This is a genomic window from Scytonema sp. NUACC21 (assembly GCF_054684315.1).
In genome coordinates, this window is the sequence record NZ_BAAFZH010000100.1 from 125,570 (window position 1) to 144,678 (window position 19,109).

At 41.3% G+C, this 19,109-nt stretch carries 19 protein-coding genes and 1 pseudogene; 12 read left to right on the top strand and 8 right to left on the bottom strand.

What is annotated here, in order from left to right; translation table 11 throughout:
* Positions 1–75 precede the first annotated feature (75 nt).
* Positions 76–972 carry a hypothetical protein gene (locus ACYRY3_RS32140; RefSeq protein ID WP_460205720.1) on the bottom strand — a complete coding sequence of 299 codons (897 nt, stop codon included), beginning with the start codon at positions 970–972 and terminating at the stop codon, positions 76–78.
* 536 nt (positions 973–1,508) lie between these two features.
* Here ACYRY3_RS32140 and ACYRY3_RS32145 point away from each other — a divergent pair.
* From ACYRY3_RS32145 to ACYRY3_RS32160, 4 genes are all read left to right on the top strand, one after another.
* Complete coding sequence (locus ACYRY3_RS32145) at positions 1,509–2,012, top strand: N-acetyltransferase family protein (protein WP_460205721.1); 504 nt, start codon at positions 1,509–1,511, stop codon at positions 2,010–2,012.
* 361 nt (positions 2,013–2,373) lie between these two features.
* Entirely contained in the window at positions 2,374–2,868 is a 495-nt protein-coding gene (locus ACYRY3_RS32150; protein ID WP_460205722.1) for a DUF3592 domain-containing protein, read from the top strand.
* Positions 2,869–3,192: 324 nt separating this feature from the next.
* Positions 3,193–4,029 (top strand): carbohydrate ABC transporter permease, encoded by an 837-nt coding sequence (locus ACYRY3_RS32155; protein ID WP_460205804.1) that lies wholly within the window; start codon positions 3,193–3,195, stop codon positions 4,027–4,029.
* Positions 4,026–4,862: a carbohydrate ABC transporter permease gene (locus tag ACYRY3_RS32160; protein WP_460205723.1), complete on the top strand. Its 837-nt coding sequence runs from the start codon at positions 4,026–4,028 to the stop codon at positions 4,860–4,862. The genes ACYRY3_RS32155 and ACYRY3_RS32160 overlap by 4 nt, the downstream gene beginning before the upstream one ends.
* Positions 4,863–4,904: 42 nt before the next feature.
* Here the strand turns inward: ACYRY3_RS32160 and ACYRY3_RS32165 are convergent, their stop codons facing one another.
* Positions 4,905–5,825: a hypothetical protein gene (locus ACYRY3_RS32165; RefSeq protein ID WP_460205724.1), complete on the bottom strand. Its 921-nt coding sequence runs from the start codon at positions 5,823–5,825 to the stop codon at positions 4,905–4,907.
* Between the two features lie 203 nt (positions 5,826–6,028).
* Positions 6,029–6,217 carry a hypothetical protein gene (locus ACYRY3_RS32170; protein ID WP_460205725.1) on the bottom strand — a complete coding sequence of 63 codons (189 nt, stop codon included), beginning with the start codon at positions 6,215–6,217 and terminating at the stop codon, positions 6,029–6,031.
* A gap of 128 nt (positions 6,218–6,345) precedes the next feature.
* On the opposite strand from ACYRY3_RS32170, the gene psbV reads away from it, so the two are divergent.
* The 3 genes from psbV to petJ all read left to right on the top strand — a co-directional run bounded on the left by psbV (position 6,346) and on the right by petJ (position 8,365).
* Positions 6,346–6,837 (top strand): photosystem II cytochrome c-550, encoded by a 492-nt coding sequence (gene psbV, locus ACYRY3_RS32175; RefSeq protein ID WP_460205726.1) that lies wholly within the window; start codon positions 6,346–6,348, stop codon positions 6,835–6,837.
* A gap of 454 nt (positions 6,838–7,291) precedes the next feature.
* Positions 7,292–7,711, top strand: coding sequence for a plastocyanin (petE, locus tag ACYRY3_RS32180; RefSeq protein WP_460205727.1), 420 nt, complete (start codon positions 7,292–7,294; stop codon positions 7,709–7,711).
* A 291-nt stretch (positions 7,712–8,002) separates the two neighbouring features.
* A complete protein-coding gene (gene petJ / locus ACYRY3_RS32185; RefSeq protein ID WP_460205805.1) occupies positions 8,003–8,365 on the top strand; it encodes a cytochrome c6 PetJ in 363 nt (120 codons plus the stop codon).
* Between the two features lie 104 nt (positions 8,366–8,469).
* Here petJ and ACYRY3_RS32190 read toward each other — a convergent pair whose 3' ends face one another.
* Positions 8,470–10,197: an energy transducer TonB gene (locus ACYRY3_RS32190; protein ID WP_460205728.1), complete on the bottom strand. Its 1,728-nt coding sequence runs from the start codon at positions 10,195–10,197 to the stop codon at positions 8,470–8,472.
* 226 nt (positions 10,198–10,423) lie between these two features.
* Positions 10,424–11,140 carry a precorrin-2 C(20)-methyltransferase gene (locus tag ACYRY3_RS32195; RefSeq protein WP_460205729.1) on the bottom strand — a complete coding sequence of 239 codons (717 nt, stop codon included), beginning with the start codon at positions 11,138–11,140 and terminating at the stop codon, positions 10,424–10,426.
* Between the two features lie 121 nt (positions 11,141–11,261).
* Here ACYRY3_RS32195 and ACYRY3_RS32200 point away from each other — a divergent pair, with 121 nt between their 5' ends.
* On the top strand, positions 11,262–11,957 hold the full coding sequence (locus tag ACYRY3_RS32200) for an esterase/lipase family protein (protein WP_460205730.1): 696 nt from the start codon (positions 11,262–11,264) through the stop codon (positions 11,955–11,957).
* A gap of 175 nt (positions 11,958–12,132) precedes the next feature.
* The gene (locus tag ACYRY3_RS32205) at positions 12,133–12,789 is read left to right on the top strand and encodes a cytochrome b N-terminal domain-containing protein (RefSeq protein WP_460205731.1); all 657 of its coding nucleotides are present in this window, start codon (positions 12,133–12,135) and stop codon (positions 12,787–12,789) included.
* Positions 12,790–12,942: 153 nt separating this feature from the next.
* On the opposite strand, the gene nudC is transcribed toward ACYRY3_RS32205, so the two are convergent.
* Complete coding sequence (nudC, locus tag ACYRY3_RS32210; protein ID WP_460205732.1) at positions 12,943–15,168, bottom strand: NAD(+) diphosphatase; 2,226 nt, start codon at positions 15,166–15,168, stop codon at positions 12,943–12,945.
* Positions 15,169–15,434: 266 nt separating this feature from the next.
* Here nudC and ypfJ point away from each other — a divergent pair, with 266 nt between their 5' ends.
* The 3 genes and pseudogenes from ypfJ to ACYRY3_RS32225 form a co-directional block, all read left to right on the top strand.
* Positions 15,435–16,292, top strand: coding sequence for a KPN_02809 family neutral zinc metallopeptidase (ypfJ, locus tag ACYRY3_RS32215; protein ID WP_460205733.1), 858 nt, complete (start codon positions 15,435–15,437; stop codon positions 16,290–16,292).
* A 70-nt stretch (positions 16,293–16,362) separates the two neighbouring features.
* Positions 16,363–17,403 carry an agmatinase SpeB gene (gene speB, locus ACYRY3_RS32220; protein ID WP_460205734.1) on the top strand — a complete coding sequence of 347 codons (1,041 nt, stop codon included), beginning with the start codon at positions 16,363–16,365 and terminating at the stop codon, positions 17,401–17,403.
* Positions 17,404–17,880: 477 nt separating this feature from the next.
* A pseudogene (locus tag ACYRY3_RS32225) lies at positions 17,881–18,042 on the top strand (IS4 family transposase); the annotation flags it as partial.
* A gap of 152 nt (positions 18,043–18,194) precedes the next feature.
* Here ACYRY3_RS32225 and ACYRY3_RS32230 read toward each other — a convergent pair.
* Positions 18,195–18,740 carry an EF-hand domain-containing protein gene (locus ACYRY3_RS32230; RefSeq protein ID WP_460205735.1) on the bottom strand — a complete coding sequence of 182 codons (546 nt, stop codon included), beginning with the start codon at positions 18,738–18,740 and terminating at the stop codon, positions 18,195–18,197.
* 221 nt (positions 18,741–18,961) lie between these two features.
* Positions 18,962–19,108, bottom strand: coding sequence for a hypothetical protein (locus ACYRY3_RS32235; protein ID WP_460205736.1), 147 nt, complete (start codon positions 19,106–19,108; stop codon positions 18,962–18,964).
* Position 19,109: the final 1 nt, after the last annotated feature.

Consider the following 19,109-nt stretch of genomic DNA (forward strand, 5'->3'; position numbering starts at 1 on the left):
GCGCAAGGTAACTTTCTGTACGGATGCTTAAAAATGAAAATGAATGAGACAAACCATGAACTGAGGGAAATTATCTTATTCAGCACTTGCTTCCATCAACTTAGGAACCTTAACACTCGCACCATGCAACTCAACAAATCTATTAAAAAGCCACATTGTTTCGTGATTTGACAGCCTATTTCGGTCAACCAAATAGCCTAGATTCCTGTCAGCTAATTTTCGGTAATAAGGCAAATCTTCAAATAAAGTTAAACAAGAGGCAAGGTGCAACAAAATTTGCAGGAAGGGTTTGGGCCAATTTAGGTCGCTGTAAATATCAATGAAGAAATAATGCTCGTTATCTGTTAAGGGATGTGCCGTAAACATGACGGTGATTCTTTTGTCACTATACACTGGAACACTAAGCTCAATAGTATAAGGCGTATGCAATATTAAATCTACCTGAGCAATTGGTTGTCTCCAAATTCTAAGCACATTAAATGGAGAATCTAGGTAGGTCTCAAAAGTAATTCTTCCTCCAATAGGTGTGGAGTTGACTTTGTTAATCTTAATAATTTTCAAATTATTAAGACTAAATTTATGGATTGTTTCCAAATGTTTTAAATTTAATAGATGGTAGATTTGGCACAGATAGGGAAAAGGTAAAATATACTCCTGACTAATCATGTGTCGCTTTTTCAACTCGAACCCTCTCGTTTGAGCCTCACAATCGACACTTTCCTCAGGTTTCAAATACAGCCAGGTTAAGAAAAAGAAAGAAGCTGTAAATAAGTGGATAAGTTCTATGGTTGATAAATAACCATCAGCGAAGCCTGCAACAGTTCTATCGTAAATACCAAAAACCCAGGATGGAATACCAAAGAGCCAAACACCATTTTTAAGTTTTAATATAAAAAGAGAAAATTCCTCTTCTATAACTTGAGTGTTCTTCTTTATTTCGCTCTTTTCATTTTCAACAATATTAGTAGACATAGTCATACACAAAATTAATATGGCTCGGATATAACTGAATAATCTTGCTATCTAACCTCAGTTTAAAAACGATAAAGACAGACAACCTCTACCTATAGCTGTAAATATTCTTTACATTCTTTTTCAAGCACTTTCATTTACAGTAATATCAGATACATTTTGCAAGTTGTATAATCTATCGATTCTTTAGAATATCGTCGATCCCCAAAGGCATCTTCCTTAGAAAGGATAAAAAATAGACTTCAGTTGTAAATTGTATTTAAATTTACATTTAGAGACATCTTTCTTTTTATTGAGGGCAAAATTATCTGTAGTGAGTAAAATAGCCAAAACTTTTTAATGGCTGCCTAAGCACTGATGGGTTCAGTTAAAATACATTGAATTTGCACGGACAGGTTGTTAAATGTTAAATCTCTGAGTGGGGTAGGTGTTTCGTCTGGCCAAATTATGCAAAATAGTTGTATGACAGCTTAGAAATCAGGCAAAAGCTGTATAATTTGCTAATATTTTTCGACATTTTATTTTCAACAGCAGAAATGATAATCCGCGATGCCACTGAAATTGACTTGCCAGCAATTGTGGCAATTTACAATGCGGCAATCCCCAGCCGTCTGGCAACTGCCGATTTAGAACCAGTGTCTGTGGAAAGTCGCCTTGCTTGGTTTAAAGGACGTTCACCTTTAAAACGTCCCCTCTGGGTTATCGAAGTAGAGGGTAGAGTTGCTGGATGGTTGAGTTTACAATCCTTTTACGGACGACCAGCCTATCACGCGACTGCTGAAATTAGTATTTACGTTGCCCTAGAATATCATCGACGTGGTTTGGGACAGCAACTACTAACTCACGCCATTAACAAAAGCCCTAGTTTGGGTATCAAAACTTTACTAGGCTTTATATTTGCTCATAACTTGCCCAGTTTGAAACTTTTTGAAACATTTGGCTTTCAACCTTGGGGACATTTACCCAACGTTGCAGAACTTGACGGTATTGAACGCGACTTAATTATTATGGGGCTGCGTGTGAACAACGAGAAAAGTTAGTGGTTGGTAGTTATTGGTTAGTGCTTACTTGCTGCCCGCTAGTGTTTCTTTTACTGGGGTTGGTGGAGACGCAAGTTTTTAAAACTTAGAGTGGGAGTATTGTAATACATGGAACCCATTACAGCACAACTTAAATCACTGCACCGAGTTTGTGTACAAACTAGTAACTTGTTAAAATCAATCAACATGACACAGGTCGTATTAGTTGTAGGTTGTATCATAGTCGCTGCTTGAGAATAGTAATAGTATTTAGCAGGTAAGGCTAAAGCCCACTATTTTGGAACAAATTCGGAATCGCTGCTTGAGAATAGGTAGTTTTGTACAACCTTACCTTAGTGCTATCTAACTTGTAGAAACTACTATGAGAACAGCCAGTATAAATCACTATAATTCTATCTTTGCTTCAACAGCTTGTACTTGTATTGGTGTTCTATTTGCTGCGGTCGGTATAACAACAGGGCTGAATCATCGCTCCTTTGTTGAACAAGCAGTAACAACACAAGGCATAGTTATTGATAATTTGCAAGACTCTACAAAAAGCTCTAGTTACTACTATCCTTTGGTGAAATTTATAACCCGTTCGGGGGAAACAATTGTGTTTGAATCAAAAGTTGGTAACACTTCACCTAAGTATACTAAAGGCGAACAAGTAGAAGTTCTCTACAATCCGCAAAAGCCTAATGCTGCCATGATTAATACATGGGTAAATCTCTGGTTTTCTTCTGTTGCTTTTTCTTGTATGGGATCGGCAGCTATTATCTTTGGAGGGGCTTTATTTGCTCGATTCTCAACGCAAACCAAATCGGCAAAAAACAAGAAATTAAGTAGATCCATTTTAAAAATTATCAACCGCTAAAACCCTAAGATTGCCAGGAAAAGAAAGAGAAAAGAATTTTTACAATAATTTCCAATCGCTATATTTCTTGATTTTGTTTAACATCTTATTAAATAAATGATAATAAATGTGTTTGAGAGATATTTTATTAAATGAAAAATGATATTTGTTAATAAATAAAAATCCTAAACTTAGATGAAAAGATAAATATTATTAATTTTAAAATTATTGAATAACAACTAAACTTAAGCTTAGTTAAATAGAGGTATATTTGTGTTTGAAGAGGGAAGGCAAACAAGAACAACCAATTGGGAAATAACAGAAAGTTTAACGGGTTACCTCTTTATGACACCTACTATTCTGGTGTTAGGTACTTTTGTTGTCATACCCATTCTCTTTGCTGTTTTTCTTTCTTTTCACAAAGTCCAACTTTTAGGTGGAATTGACTATGAGTTTGTTGGTTTTCGCAACTTTACGCGATTGGTTGAAGATGAACGAGTTTGGATTGCTTTACTAAATACGGCACAATATGTTGCGATTGTGGTTCCAACGCAAACTGCCCTTGCTCTCCTTCTCGCTGTCACTCTCAATTCCGGTATTTATGGTAAAAATTGGTGGCGTGTTCTCTACTTTTTGCCAACGGTTACCTCTTCAGCTGTTTTAACGCTGGTTTTCATGTGGATTTACAACACGAACGGGTTACTTAACAATTTTCTTGCTTTTTTGGGGCTACCTACCTACAACTGGTTGGGAGATCCATCTGTTGCACTCAAAGGCATTATGCTGATGAACATTTGGTCAACAGCGCCCTTGTTCATGGTCATTTACTTAGCAGCGTTACAAGACATTCCTCGTTCTCTCTATGAAGCAGCTGCGATAGATGGGGCTAATAACTGGCAACAGTTTATTTACATTACTATTCCCATGCTCAAACCCGTTACTTTCTTTGTGGTCACAATGGGAGTTATTGGTACTTTTCAGCTGTTTGACCAATCCTACATCTTTTCTAACGGTAGTGGTGGACCAAATAATGCGACTTTAACAGTCGTTTTGTTGATATATCAAGCTGTATTTCGCAATTTGCAAATGGGATATGCTGCGGCGATCGCATTTCTACTAGCAGCGGTTATTATTATTATCACTTTGATCCAGCGAAGGTTCTTTGGAGGGGAAAGAGTTTGAAAAATATCTCCAGTCACTCTTGGCTGAAAGTACTGTTATACACGGTATTAACATTGTACGCAGTCATTACCCTTATTCCCTTCCTTTGGGCACTTTCCGCATCATTTAAACCCCTTTCCGAAATTGCCAGTGGAGAAGCTAATTTCTTACCTAAAAACTTCACTTTTGATAACTACAAACAAATTTTATTGCAGGAACCTTTGTTTCTCCGTTGGCTATTTAATAGCGTGGTCATAGCCATCAGTGTCACCATATTAAACTTAATTTTCAACTCAATGGCAGGTTACGCTTTGGCGAGGTTACACTTCTCTGGTAAACGCTTTTGGTTTTTCCTTATCTTAGCAGTATTAGCAGTACCCGCACAGATTACCTTAATTCCCACATTTCTGATTCTAAAATCTTTCAACTGGTTGAATTCCTATCAAGGAATGATTGTTCCCAGCATGGTCAATGCTACCTTCATTTTTATGATGCGGCAATTTTTCATCAGTTTTCCTCGGGAACTTGAGGAAGCCGCTCAACTAGATGGGCTCAATACTTTTGGTATTTTTCGGCGTATTGTATTGCCTTTAGCCAAACCTGCACTAGCAGCACAAACGGTTTTTGTCTTTATGGGTAGTTGGAATAATTTTTTGCTACCTGTGGTTATTTTGTTCGATCCAGAAATGTTTACCCTTCCCTTAGGTCTAAATACCTTCAAAGGTCAATACATTAATTACTGGAATTACATTATGGCAGCTTCTATGGTGTTCACTTTGCCAGCTCTCATTCTCTATGCTTTCTTCAACAGATACTTTATTGAAAGCGTGACTTTTACAGGAGGGAAGGGATAAAAATCATTCAACAGGCTTAATTTACAGGCTACCGTGACTCCTTTATACAGGGACAGAGTTAACTACAAAAGCGTAGTTAGTGTTACCTGCGGTTGGTTGGAAGCGCAGGTAGTAAGTACCTGGTTCTAGAAAATTGAAGACATAAGTCTGAACGTCTGTGTTACTCAAGACCCTATTTGTAAAGTTGAATTCTTCAACCCGACCGTTGATGTTTACTAAGTTAGAGATATTAAAAACGCCGGATGAAAATCCACCAGGTAGGGGCTGACTGCTACTATTAAACAATGTGCCCGAGATATTCTGATTAGAAACTCCCGATGTTACAGTAAGATTAGTGGGTCTATCCAAGACAAGCCTATAGTAGTCATCAGCATCAGATGGTCCCACATTATCAGCAGCAAATCCTACACCAAGGCTGAGATCGATAGTAGCCGCATCATTCAAGGTATTTCCAGCAAAGTCAACTCTAGGAGTGCGCCCCTCCTGAAAACCATATAAAACATAATGTTCCAGTAATTGTTGATTCGTGAAACCTGCTGTTACCAAATCGGGATTGTTAGACCTGTAAAAATTCAGGTCAAAGAAGGGTGAAAAATTACGTCCTTCATTCAGACCATAATTTTGCAAATGGTCGAATAATTGATCGTTGTTTAATCCTGCTCTTATTAAGTCGCTATTCGCTTCTCTATAAAAAGCAAGATCGAAAAAAGGTGAGAACTTACGTCCTTCAGCAATGCCAGTATTCTGCAAGTGATCGTATGCTCTGCTATAAGACAAGCGAGATAAATCGCTGTTGCTAGAGCGATAAAAGTTGAGGTCAACGAGTGGTGAAAATAGGCGACCTTCATTCAGACCATTATTGAAAAAATGTGATGTCAGTTGAGCATCTGTAGTTATCCCTACTGCTGCTAAATCGGGGTTAGCATTGCGATAGAAATTGACATCAAACAGATTGGGAGCCATGAGTCAATTTTTTTACATAGATTTTTACAGCTATCTATGTTACTCCTGGCATAAAATCACTGAATTTTCTAATTTTTAGGAATATTTTACATATTTATATCTATAGCTGCTTTTTCGATTTGCTCCAACATAGCATTCGCAAAAAGTTGCACTCGTCGATGGATGAACCGATATACATATTTAGCTAATTTGTCAAGACTTTGCTATTTTTCTTTACCAAGTACTTTGTAAAGACGGGCAAACCAATCCACATCAACTGCACCATGTATAAGGTTTTGCCAGGAAAGCAAAGTGCGATCGCCATTTCTTGCCATGACTGAATCCAAGACTCTATCAGTGGTTTGGGCAACAAATTGCACGCATGACGTGATATTGGTATTACAGCAGCTCAATTTCTACTAATTAAGTGTTAATGGCTCATGGCTAATGGCAGTTGGCAGTTAGCGATGAGTTAGTAGCACTGGAAATTAAGCATCGCAATATTTAGCTGTGTTGAGTGTCAGAATCGTTAAGGGGAAAAATGTTTAGAAGACTCATTGGCATTTTGGCTGCTGCTGTTTTGCTGACGTTTCAATTTGTAGTTGGTAGTGCTTCAGCCGTAGAACTGGATGAAGCGACTCGCACCTTACCACTCAATGACAAAGGCGATACTGTTGTTCTCAGCTTGAAACAAGTCAAAGAAGGCAAAACCCTATTTCAGTACGCTTGCGCCCAATGTCATGCTGGAGGTATCACTAAGACCAACCAGAACATAGGGCTAGATCCAGAAACTCTAGCAGGGGCGACACCACCTCGCGATAACATTGAAGCGTTGGTGGACTACATGAAAAATCCCACAACTTATGACGGAGAGGAGGAAATAGCCGAATTACATCCCAGCATCAAGAGTGCTGATATTTTCACGGAAATGAGAAACTTAGACGATGAGGACTTAGTAGAGATCGCCGGTCACATTCTCCTACAACCAAAGGTTATCGGCACTAAATGGGGTGGCGGTAAAATTTATTACTAAATCTAGTTGAACGAGAAGTGTGAAGATCGTAGAGACACGCTGTAGCGCGTCTCTACATCAGCGGTTAGTCATTAAAGCTTTTACTGATTCTCAACCTAGAACTACCAACTAAAGACACTGGTGTGAGTGACCTCTTTCTGAGGTGTCAATGTTTTTCTCGTCATTCGTTTCTCTCTTGAGCGATTTCATAGTTAGCGGAATCGATCTCGAAAAAATTTAAAAAATAGTTAAGAAATCTGTAACTGCGGGCAAAAATCTGCTTACTGTGGCTTACCTTTTGCTTTTTGCTTTTCAGTGTTCTAGTGTATTTCAGTTACCGAACACCCAGTTATTTCATAATTGACGACCCCCTACTTTTAAAAAAAAAATTGCATCTACGACAGATTGTCATATTTTGGCTAAATTATATTTAAAATGAATAAGGAAAGATAAAACCTGCTGTTAGGAGAAAGCTATGAAATTCATTGCGTCAAGTTTACGGCGCTTTGGCTTAGCATTGTTAATGCTCTTTTTAGTTGTTAGTAGCTTTGCAGTTTTCACCCCCAGTGCTGCGGCTGATACCTACACTGTAAAACTGGGTAGTGATAAGGGAATGCTGGCGTTTGAACCCAGTAAATTGACAGTTAAACCGGGCGACACAATCAAATGGGTGAACAACAAAGTTCCTCCCCACAATGTCGTATTTGATGCTGCTAAAAACCCTGCTAAAAGCGCTGATTTAGCTAAATCCTTGTCTCACAAGAAGTTGCTGATGAACCCCGGTCAAGACTATGAAACAACCTTCCCAGCAGATGCTGCTCCTGGTGAATACACCTTCTACTGCGAACCTCACCGTGGCGCTGGTATGGTTGGTAAAGTGACTGTCCAAGGTTAGAGATACTTTTGTTGCTCCAAAATAATTTCCCCAGCGAAACACGCGAAATTCGCTGTACGTGAGAAGGGAAAATTAGTGGTGGCGTGTTTTACCCTTACCTATGGTGGTAACAGCGATAGAGGGGTAGATCCGTCACCGCAAATTTTTGATAGACAAAAAAATTGCATTTAACGCAGTTGTTTCCCCAGCACTCTTAAGGCTTCTACCAGCCGTAAAATGGTTACTGCAGTGGTTTTTAAATGGCTGTAAGCTTGTTGCTAGGAGACTCCCTTGAAAAAAGTTTTATTAGTTGTGTTCTCGATCGCCCTATCAATTATATTTACATTCACCTGTACGAGTTCAGCACTTGCAGCCGAAACATCTAATGGTGCCAAAATTTTCAAAGATAATTGTGCTGCTTGTCATATAGGTGGTGGTAACATCCTTATTGCTGAAAAAAGTTTAAAAAAGGAGGCTTTATTAAATTATTTAGAAAATTATGAAACCGCTCAAATTGAAGCAATAGTTTATCAAGTGCAAAACGGTAAAAATGCTATGCCTGCTTTTAAAGGGAAATTGAGCGAACAAGAAATTTTACAAGTAGCTGCTTACGTTTTCCAGAAAGCAGAACAAGGCTGGGAAAGAAAAATTGAACAAGAAAACCCTCTGAAATAAACGCCAGAGGGTCTATTTAATCGGGAAGCAAATTTAAGTGAGTTAGTAGATAGTAGTTAGTATTGGCCACTAACCACTATCTAATATCTACTAACCATTATCCACTAACGACTCTCTTGATTAGAGTTTTGTCTTTGCTCTCTAATTTGGCGTAATTGGCGAATTAGCTTGCTTGGTTCTTTAGAAGAAGCTGAAGACTGATTGCTAGTTGCTTCCTGTGGTTGAGATGCTTGTTCTTCATTTACTTGAGTTGTTGGTGCAGGCTGCTTAATAACTACCTGACGGGAAGATGTTTGTTCTCGATCGTTTTGGGGTGTGGCTGCAGGCTGCTTAATAACTACCTGACGGGAAGATGTTTGTTCTTCACGGGTGGCTGCTGATACTGACTGAGTCCGCTTCAGAGCAACTTCTGGATTAGCTGGTGTGACAGATGCGGGTTGATTGTCCTGAGTACGCAAACCCCGTGTCAAATTGATTGGAGGTTCTTTAGAAGAAACCTGTGAATTCACCTCTGGCAAACGCGAACGTCGAGAAAGATTTTCTTGTTTTGGTTCTTGGGATAGTTGAAGGTTTAACTTTGGTGAACGCAAACGCTGAATGAGGTTTCTTTGTGACTCAGATGATGCTTGTACTGAACCCCTTTGAGATGGGGGTACGAATTCTTGAATCGTTTCAGGTCTCACATTGCTATTGGGTGTAAAAGCAATGTTAAATTGGTAAAACTTTGGCTTGCCGTTTGCTTGAACGGGATTGCTTTGGAAATATTGCCTAAAATATTGCCTTGCAGCAGTTTTGAGGTCAGATGAAATTGACTCATCGCGGAATTTGATAGATTCAACTTGACCTTCACTATTTATCACTAAGTCGCCGTTAACGTTGCCTTCCTGACCGGGTTTTGCATTGACTGTTGCTGATATGGGCAGTCGCGTTTCAATATTGGGGTATTGTGCCTTAACTTCAAGGAAACGATCGGTAGAGGAATTTGTCTTGTCTGACATCTCCCGAGTTGCCGGAGATGGCAATCTAGGGACATTGAGAGCAAATTCTTGCTGCGGCAATTGCTCAATGTTTTGTGTTCCCACTGTATTATCCCCAGCTTTTGGAAGTTCTCCAAGGGGGGTCAGGGGCTTGGGAGCAACATTTGGTAAGTTTGCCAATTCAGGATTTGCCTGGATCGATGGTGTTGCCGTGTTTCCACCGGTTGACTCTGGCATTTGGTAGGGGGCGACAGGAGCCATACTATTATTGATCATCTCCTGCTGCTGAGTCACATTAGCTGGCTGTATGGGAGGTACATTGTAAGGCACTGGAGAAGTGTCCAAAGGCTTAGCTTCTCCCAAGCTTACCTTTTCTTGAAAACGCGGAAAGGGTTTTACTTGTGGGCTCAAGGATGAATTAAATTGCAAATCACTCCTTGAGGCTATCTTTAAGGGCTGACTTTTTGGTAAAGGAGCAATAGCTACGTTAGTTGAGTTTGGCAACGGGGGCATTACCCAATTGTTAGCAGCAGTTGGCGGAGGCAGAGGGGGTAATGTCGGGTTTGATTGGGGCAGCAGGTTTGCTGGGGGAACTTGTGGCAGTATAGAAGCTTGGGTTGGTAAAGCTATTTGAGGTGTGCCAGTTTGTGGCAGCCGATTTAATTCAGATTGATTTAACTCAACAAGTCCGACAGTTTTTGTTTTTGATGCTGCTTGTTTGGAGTTAGACTCTACTGGCATCAACGGCATAAGGAACGCAATAGCACCGTGAAGGCCAAGAGAGGCTATAGCTGCTATACCGGTGGGTTGGCTTAAGAATTCTGGTATATTTTTCAGGACGGAGACGTAAGACATAGCTGTTCTCGTTCACTCGGCTCGGTTGCGATTATCTGGCAATTCTATTTTTAATTAAAAAATTATCAACTTAAGTGCGTTCTTCTACAAATAATAACGTCCTAATGCTGACTTGACACAGTCATCTTGTCAATTCTGAATTTTTTATTTTCCAGCATTGACGTACTATTTTACTAAAAAGTTGCACCGACAGACGCACCGCTTAAAATAACGATCGCTATCTTAATTATTCGTCTTCTCTGACTTTCACAATTAAAAGTGAAAAGTAGGATAACTCCAAATCAGGGCGATCGCTTAAGTCTGAGTATATAACCATATCTGGTAGAGTTACCTTTTCTACCACCCAACTACGTTTTAGCAATTTGTGCTGCTGCAGCATCTGCCAAACTTCCTTGTAGACCGAACTCACTTTTAGAAGTACGACAACATCAGCCCAGTCTAAAACTGTTTTTAACTCTCCAATATTGTAGATCGCAGGTAAAACTACCAGTCGCTGTTGTCGAATTGTCAACGGTAATCCCAATATCGATGCTGCTGCCATTGGCGAGCAAACACCCGGTATGAATTGCACCTTGGCTTGTGGATGTTCCTGTTGTAATGTTTGTGCCAAATAAGTAAATGTGCTGTAAAAACTGACATCACCTTCGCAGGCAAAAGCTACATCTTGACCGTTTTGTAAATATTGCCAAACTTGTTCTGCTGCTTTTTGCCATGCTTGTGTCAGCACTGCTATGTCCCGCACGTAGGGAAATGTTAAAGCCATCTGCACTTGCTCTTGACTCAGCCAGGGTTCCACAATTTTCTGTGCCATTCCTGGTTTACCCTGGACTCCCGCAGGAAATGCGACTACCGATGATTTTTGGAGTAAACGGAGACCTTTAATCGTAATCAATTCTGGATCGCCCGTTCCCACACTGATGCCGTAAAGAGTACCAATTTCCACAGTAATTTAGGTGTAAGCGATCGCTTGGGGTTTTCCAATACAAATTTCAAGTTGTCACCACAGATAAATGCAGATAATGTTTAAATATTTAACTGCGTTCATTTGCGGTTCAAAATCTATAATGCCATTACCAACAGTTATTTTGCCTGGATTTTTAGAAAGCGCTCTTGCTTACCGTCAACTAGAACAATCCTTGCAACAGTTGGGTTTTCCTACCGTTACAGTACCGTTGCGGCGGCGAGACTGGATACCTGCTCTTGGCGGCAGACCTGTAACGCCTATTGTGCGGCAACTTGATTCCACTGTAAAACAGGTATTGCTGCAATACCGCGCTCAGCAAGTGAACTTAATTGGTCACTCAGCAGGAGGCTGGATATCCCGCATTTACTTGGGTGAGAAGCCTTACTTAGGAAGAGGTGAGGTCAAACCAAATCTATGGGAAGCTCACTCTGTTGTTGCTACTCTGATTACCTTAGGTACACCACATATTAGCCAGGAACGCTGGACGCGTTGGAATTTGGATTTTGTTAATGATAACTACCCAGGGGCATTTTACAAAAATGTCCGCTACGTTTGTGTGGCAGGAAAAACGATTTATGGACAAAGACGACGGGGCAGTTGGTTAGCCTATAGCAGTTATCAGTTGACCTGCGGTAAAGGGAACACTTGGGGTGATGGTATTACACCCATTGAAGCTGCTTGCTTGGAAGGGGCGCAAAATATTGTCGTTGAAGGAGTGAACCATTCTCCCAGAAGTTCTGGAGTTTGGTATGGTTCACCAGAGCCTTTGAAGGTTTGGGTAGAGCATCTTCTATGATGTATAAATTTTACTTTCATTAAGGGTGGGCAATGTCCGGTGTGTAGTTGTTGGGCAGTACACACTCTATAGTTTTCTTAAGTTTTCTCATTGTAAAAATTAAATAAAGTTAATAATTGTTGGCTAAAATGTAATAAAAGTAAATGATTTGCACAAAAGAAGGAGCACGAGAGCCATGCACAGCACTCAGTCAGATATGGTTCTGCGGCGAATAACAACGGTATTATCTGTAGTCATTATTACCCTGACTTTGATTGGTGCGACAACAGGAATTTTGCTGTCTTTTTACTATGAACCTGCAGCTGGTAGGGCTTACCAATCCTTAAGAGCGATCGATACGCAATTGCATTATGGTTGGTTGTTCCATAAAGCACACGCGCTCGCTGGTAATGCAGTCGTTGGAGTCTCACTCATTCAAATTGTGGTCATGTTTGTTAGCAGACAATTTACCAAGAGTTGGTTGGCTGCTTGGGTGAGTGGAATTTTGTTTACTTTAAGTGCAATTGGTTTGGGTTGGACGGCAATGATTCTCTCTTGGGATCAAGAAGGATTTTGGCGTTTTAGCATAGAACTGGGAACCATTGAAGCTATCCCCTTTATAGGTTCGGTACTGAGAGATATTTTGACTGGCGGTGCAGGCATTAGCACTGTAACTGTTCAACATTTATACACCATACACAGTTATATCGTCTCGGTTGCCGCCCTAGTGCTAGCTGTGGTTCACCTCAGTTGTGTGCTGTGGCAAGAACGGCAAATGAAGCAAATGGACAACGAAAAAGAGCTACCCCAGACCGATAAAGTGCAACAAAAACCTGTGGATGCCCAAGCTTAATCAAGACTTTAGCAAGAGTAGGTTTGCACGAACGCCACTCTCCCCAACATTCGTAATTCGCAATTATAACTTTAGTTATGAAAAAGAAAAAAAGGGTGTTGTCTCCTTTATTGGGTAAACCCCCAAATTTATCAGTGGGGTAATAATTACGAATTACGAATTACTCATGATTTGGTTACTGGTAGAAAGTTGAGATAGCTTTGTCAAGGGTATTTCTTCAACCTCCGATAAGTTTTCCAGAGACAGGCGAGTTGATTGGTTGCTACCAGACAGCCGTTTTAAAAGGCTGGGTCTGGGGTCATGCAACAGGTAGATAACGCGATCGCCCACTTCCCACTCTTGGGAGGCGGCTGTAACACAGATACGATCTTCTCGTTCTACCAAAAGCGGTACTAACTCCCCTGCTCCGATCAATCCTTGCAAATGCTCTTGCTGACGCTCAAAATCAGAATCACTGAGTGTAGTGGTTCCCAACTTTACCCGCCCGTCATTGAGGTAATCATTCCAGGTTTTTATTGATAAGTCTGAAAGAAAAGCTTGATCGACCTTATTCTCTTTTGTTGTTGTAGTTGCTTGCGGATCTCTTGGAAAAACTGCCAAAACACGGGGTGGGTCAAACTCTTCTGCTGCCCGTTGCGCCAAAACAAAGTTGACTTCGCCATTACTAGTCATTGCTAAAAAAGTTCCCATTGAGGCAAGCCCCGCCTCTTCCAAAACTCCGGTATCTAAAGCACTACTAGCAATCACCCGGAGATTTTCTGCTTCTGCTTGCAGACAACGTTGTGGGTCGGTATCAATCATGACTACTGTTTCTCCCCGTTGTTGAAACAACCGAGCTACCAATAAACTCAAAGGATTGCAACCAACAATCACTGCCCCGGTTGCCTCTTTTGAGGTGATTGCCAAGCACTGGGCAACCCAGCCGGCTGTTAGTCCTTGGCAAACCACGGTCATGATAATGGTCAAGAATACCAAAGCTTTGATAGCCTCACCACCGTTAATACCGCGTTGTGTCAGCAAAATTGCAAATAACGAGGCGACGGAAGCAGAAACAATACCCCTTGGGGCAACCCAACTGAGAAATAGCTTTTGTCGCCAGTTAAGCCCACTATTCCAGGTACACAAGAGGATGTTGATTGGGCGAACAACAAACATCAGTACTAAGACAGTGTAGACACCACCCCAACCTAAAGCAAACAAACTAGCGATAGATAAGTCGGCGGCTAGCAAAATAAATAAAACCGAAACACTGAGAATCGTTAGCTGACCTTTGAAGCGTCGCAACAATCGTTCTTCTGGCACTGAGGAATCTCCAAATACAACTCCTGCCACGACAGTTGCCATCAGCCCCGACTCACTGCGAATCATTTGAGATAAAGCAAACAAGCCCCACAAACCTGCCAAAACCACCAGGTTTTTTAACTCAAATGAGAGAAAATTAGCCCGTTTGCAAATAAAAGACATCAGCCAGCCACCGGCTGAACCAATAGCACCGCCGATGCTCAGACCCATCATCAAGCTGCTAGCTGCTGAGACAAAGTCAGTATGGTCGTTGACGATGGTATTGAGCACGACGACAGCAAGAATTGCTCCCACTGGGTCAACTAGAACACCTTCTCCTTCCAAAAGCGTTGCCACCTGTCTATCAACATTGATTTGTTTGAGCAGGGGACTGATAACAGTTGGGCCTGTAACCACGACTAAGGAAGCGAAGAGGAAAGCAATAGGCCAAGGAAATTCACCCAGCCAGCCAAAATAGCGAATATCTTTGACCTCAATCCCTACTTCCTCCCGGACTTCGCGCACTACCGTTTCTTCCAGAGATTCTCCTGGTTCCACAAATCCAGCTAGTACACTATACATCCCGACTGGAAAGCGAGGGGCGCGTGCTAATAACACTTCTTCACCCCGAGAAATCAGAACAATGATTGCAGGCGAGAGGCGAGGATAATTCACTAATCCACAACTCGGACAACGCTTGGCACGTTCATTGGGTAATTGGGTTGTTCGAGTCGCGCAGTAACCGCAGTATTGGTGGGTGCGATCCCATTCTATAATCTGAATGGCACGACCGCTTAATGCATATAAGTCTTCATCCAAAACACCGTACAATTCTCGCAACCCCATCAAAGTCATACCATTTGGGATCGTCGCATCTTTTGGTAGTTCAACAGAGTAACACCCATTGCCATCCAAGGTGCCTAGGAATTGCGATCGCACTGGCTCCAAGCCAATTCCTGCTAAACTAACAACCTTGGGTATTTGGGTAGTTGTTCCTTCAGAACAAACCAGCAACTTATTGCCAACAAAGGCGAACCACCAAGCGGGTTCAGACTGTACTGTAGGTGGAGCAATGCCAGGGATGAAGGTTCGATACATATCAGTAGAATTCGATTACTCCGATGGTATCACTCTCTACCTTTAAATAACTTGTCAATAAGTATAAATAGCTATCCACAGACCAAGCCCATCGGTGGAGGAATAAATTTGGCTCCAATACAGCCTTCCTCAAGTAGGACTACTTATCCAATAACTGCTTTCCTTGTGACAGATGATTCCAATCGCCGGAATTTCTTATATTTTTGGTGCATTTGTAGAAAATTTTTTGCATCCTACCACATTAAGTCGTTGGGAGATTCTAATCTATGCGCTGGGAATTTGGTCGTAGAAGCACCAATGTTGAGGACAGGCGTGGCAACCGGGTTTCGGCACCTGTTGTGGGAGGTGGTATTGGGGCAATTGTTTTGTCATTAATTGTTGCTTTGTTGGGAGGGGACCCTAGTGCCATTTGGGAGCAAGAGCAAGCACCAAGCGATCGCTCTTACCCGGAATCTCCTCAAACACAAGGCTCTGCGACAAACGATCGCTTGGCTGACTTTGTTTCCGTTGTCCTAGCAGATACAGAGGATACATGGAATAGCCTTTTTCGGCAAATGGGACGAAATTATGTAGAGCCAAAATTAGTTCTCTACTCGGGTGCAGTAGAATCTGCCTGTGGCTATGCCCGTGCGGCAGTTGGTCCTTTCTATTGCCCTCGCGATCGAAAGCTCTACATTGACTTAAGCTTTTACAATGATTTGAAAAATAAGTACCAAGCACCAGGAGATTTTGCCCAAGCCTATGTCATTGCTCACGAGGTTGGACACCACGTTCAAACTCTTATGGGCATTTCCGACCAAGTTCGCGCACAGCAGCGTCAAGTCTCTCAAGTAGAAGCCAATCAGCTTTCAGTTCGGCAGGAGTTACAGGCAGACTGTTTTGCTGGCATCTGGGCGCATCATGCCCAGCGATCGCGGCAAGTTCTGGAAGCAGGCGACGTTGAAGAAGCACTGAATGCAGCTAGCAGTATTGGGGACGATCGCTTGCAAAGTCAGGCAAGAGGATACGTTAGCCCAGATTCCTTTACACACGGCACTTCGGTCCAGAGAGCACGCTGGTTTAAGCAGGGTATCCAAACGGGCGACCCCGCACAATGCAATACTTTTGCAGCTGCCAATCTTTAGCACAAGCATAATATCATAATGCAGTATCCACCATGCGGTGTTTTATCTACCCACGTATATCTATAAGACAATGAGCCATCAACTCCAAGACTACAATCCTAGCGGCGTCGGTCAAATCAATGGCAATCTCCTTGGTTTGCCCTTTGATTACGAGTCGGCAAAACTAATTGTCTTTGGTGTACCCTGGGAAGTTACCGTTTCTTATGGTGCAGGCACTTCCAATGGTCCGCAGCGCGTTCTAGATGCTTCGACGCAACTCGATTTATTTGATTTTGATAATCCAGAAGGATGGAAACAGGGAATTTTCATGGCGGAAATTCCTCAGGATATTCTAGAGAAAAACGAATATTATCGCGCCCGTGCGGCGGAAATTATCCAGCGCTTGGAGCAAGGCAAACCACTGACAGATACGCCCGATTTAACACAAGTCCTGACAGAAATTAATCAAGCTTGCCAACAGGTCAATCAATGGCTGTTTGAAAAGTGTAACGAAGCGATCGCGAATGGTAAAAGAGTTGCTGCGATCGGAGGCGATCACAGTGTGCCATTAGGCTATTACCAAGCATTAGCAAACAGCTACACAAACTATGGTATTTTACACATTGATGCACACGCAGATTTACGCGATGCCTATGAGGGATTTGAATTTTCTCATGCATCTATCATGTTTAATGCCATGAAGATACCGCAAATTTCCAAGTTAGTGCAAGTAGGCTTACGTGACGTTAGCCATGATGAAGTGCAAATGATTAACCAATCCAACGATCGAATTGTGGCTTATTACGACCCAATAATTAAACAAAAGCTCTACTCTGGCACGACTTGGATTGAGATATGCCGAGAAATTATCAGTCATTTGCCCGAACAAGTATATATTAGCTTTGATGTCGATGGTCTCGATCCCAAACTCTGTTCAAAGACGGGGACTCCTGTTCCCGGTGGGTTAGAATTGGAGCAAGCATTTTGTTTATTCCGTGAATTAGTTCATAGCGGTCGAAAAATTATTGGCTTCGATCTCTGCGAAGTTGGGGATGCAGAGTGGGATGGCAACGTGGGTGCGCGGATAGTTTACAAGTTAGCCAATTTTATGGATTTATCTCAGCAGAGTTGATGCTGGAATGCTTCCTTGTTCAGGCGCTGTCAATTAGCTACGAATTTACAAAATCTTGTACTAAGCCAATTGCCGAGAAACCCTCCCAGCCAATTCTCAATAACATCTGAACTGAAAGAGCGACTCAAATCTATTCCTGATTGGCAACAAAAACTAACAGCTACTAGCCCTACAAACTTTCATCGGTTCGCGCTATGTAAATGATTTTAACGAATTTGGGCGAACATACCGCGTTTATGTTCAAGCAGACTCACAATTTCGTACCCGTGATAGGTTAAGAAAAAGTGCATTTTGTCAATCAGCTAAAATACTCAAAAAGCTATTAATAAAAATGATAATTGTAGCAGGGGGGTTGGGAAGGAGGCGAGAGACGCTTGCCTCCTTCCCCAGTATTTGATTATCATTATTAGATAAGTTGTTGACAGAGTTAATCTTCTTCAAAAACAAGAGTTGTTACAACAGAATAATTTTGTCAGCTCTTTGAAGATGATTTATCGCGGACTTTATCATTTTAGTGTTGCTCACGATCGAGGTAACGCCGATGACCCGATTAAATACTTTGCTGCTAAAGAGAATCAAGATTTAGGAGTCGTCAAAACTCTGCGAAAACCAGTCCCCAAGCTAAATCTATCCCCTTTTTTCGCACCTACTTGACAAATGTGCAATTCTCTTAACCTCTCACGGGTACTCTGACAGTTAAGACCGTTTTTACAATGGTGTAAATGATGCCCGTTTGAGAGTTAAGTACATCTTCACAGAGAATTGGTATTAATACTCGGCAGTTGGCAATATCAGTAATAACCATAAAACAAGTTACCAGTAGCTTCTGGGTTCTCCCCACAGTATTCTTTTATCAGCTGTAAATACTCTTGTTTGGAGATATAACCATCACCGTTGGTATCAAGTTTTGGAAAAATTTCTTCGTACCCACTCGCATTAAAACCAAATGCCGTGAGCAACTGTTTGTATTCTTCTAAAGCAATTTTCCCATCACCATTGATGTCTATTACTTCAAACAAAGTCGCCATTGGTTCTTGCCAAGCTGCTGCTGAAGAGTCTTTATCTATAGCGTATTGCTTACTGTAGCTTTCGATAAATTCATCTAAAGAAACTTTGTTGTCTTTATTAAGATCGGCATCAATCCAGTAATTTTCCCACATTGATATCAGCTGATTATGCAGATTTTCATAATCAGATGAACCAGGTTCCCAACCACGTATCCGCGCAAAATTAGCAGTAATCTGAACAAAGTCTTCTCGCTCTACAAAGCCGTTTTTATCGACATCTAAGCCTTGAAAAAGAACTGCCAATTTTCTCTTAAGTATTTTACTAATCATGAGTTAGACACATTGACAAAAATTAATCGTTATTGTTGAATTTTAACGAATCCCAGAAACTTGGGACAATTTCTAACCTTTGATAAACATTAAGAATAATACCCAATTTGAGTTGATTACTTCCTTATTTAAGCTTTTTTTAAGAATGACGTTTGCTTTGGGGCTTACGTTTGATTAACTTACATCTTGCACCTGGAAAGAGCGAATGTTAATTCCAAGACTTACGTGCCAGTTCTCTGTTGCGTTCTATATCTTTTGACCGTGACGATTACCTTAATGTCTTGTTGTTGCCCTAACTTACGGGCGATCGCATACCCCAATCCTCGATTACTGCCTGTGACAACTGCAATTTTAAGCTGTTCCGTCATG

Bases quoted from the DNA above. Each gene is read 5' to 3' on its own strand.
- ACYRY3_RS32205 (WP_460205731.1), top strand. From the start codon at position 12,133: ATGCACAGCACTCAGTCAGATATGGTTCTGCGGCGAATAACAACGGTA.
- ACYRY3_RS32235 (WP_460205736.1), bottom strand. From the start codon at position 19,108: ATGACGGAACAGCTTAAAATTGCAGTTGTCACAGGCAGTAATCGAGGA.
- petE (WP_460205727.1), top strand. From the start codon at position 7,292: ATGAAATTCATTGCGTCAAGTTTACGGCGCTTTGGCTTAGCATTGTTA.
- ACYRY3_RS32150 (WP_460205722.1), top strand. From the start codon at position 2,374: ATGAGAACAGCCAGTATAAATCACTATAATTCTATCTTTGCTTCAACA.
- ACYRY3_RS32165 (WP_460205724.1), bottom strand. From the start codon at position 5,825: ATGGCTCCCAATCTGTTTGATGTCAATTTCTATCGCAATGCTAACCCC.
- ACYRY3_RS32200 (WP_460205730.1), top strand. From the start codon at position 11,262: ATGCCATTACCAACAGTTATTTTGCCTGGATTTTTAGAAAGCGCTCTT.
- ACYRY3_RS32230 (WP_460205735.1), bottom strand. From the start codon at position 18,740: ATGATTAGTAAAATACTTAAGAGAAAATTGGCAGTTCTTTTTCAAGGC.
- nudC (WP_460205732.1), bottom strand. From the start codon at position 15,168: ATGTATCGAACCTTCATCCCTGGCATTGCTCCACCTACAGTACAGTCT.
- ypfJ (WP_460205733.1), top strand. From the start codon at position 15,435: ATGCGCTGGGAATTTGGTCGTAGAAGCACCAATGTTGAGGACAGGCGT.
- ACYRY3_RS32155 (WP_460205804.1), top strand. From the start codon at position 3,193: ATGACACCTACTATTCTGGTGTTAGGTACTTTTGTTGTCATACCCATT.
- ACYRY3_RS32190 (WP_460205728.1), bottom strand. From the start codon at position 10,197: ATGTCTTACGTCTCCGTCCTGAAAAATATACCAGAATTCTTAAGCCAA.
- speB (WP_460205734.1), top strand. From the start codon at position 16,363: ATGAGCCATCAACTCCAAGACTACAATCCTAGCGGCGTCGGTCAAATC.
- psbV (WP_460205726.1), top strand. From the start codon at position 6,346: ATGTTTAGAAGACTCATTGGCATTTTGGCTGCTGCTGTTTTGCTGACG.
- ACYRY3_RS32140 (WP_460205720.1), bottom strand. From the start codon at position 972: ATGTCTACTAATATTGTTGAAAATGAAAAGAGCGAAATAAAGAAGAAC.
- ACYRY3_RS32145 (WP_460205721.1), top strand. From the start codon at position 1,509: ATGATAATCCGCGATGCCACTGAAATTGACTTGCCAGCAATTGTGGCA.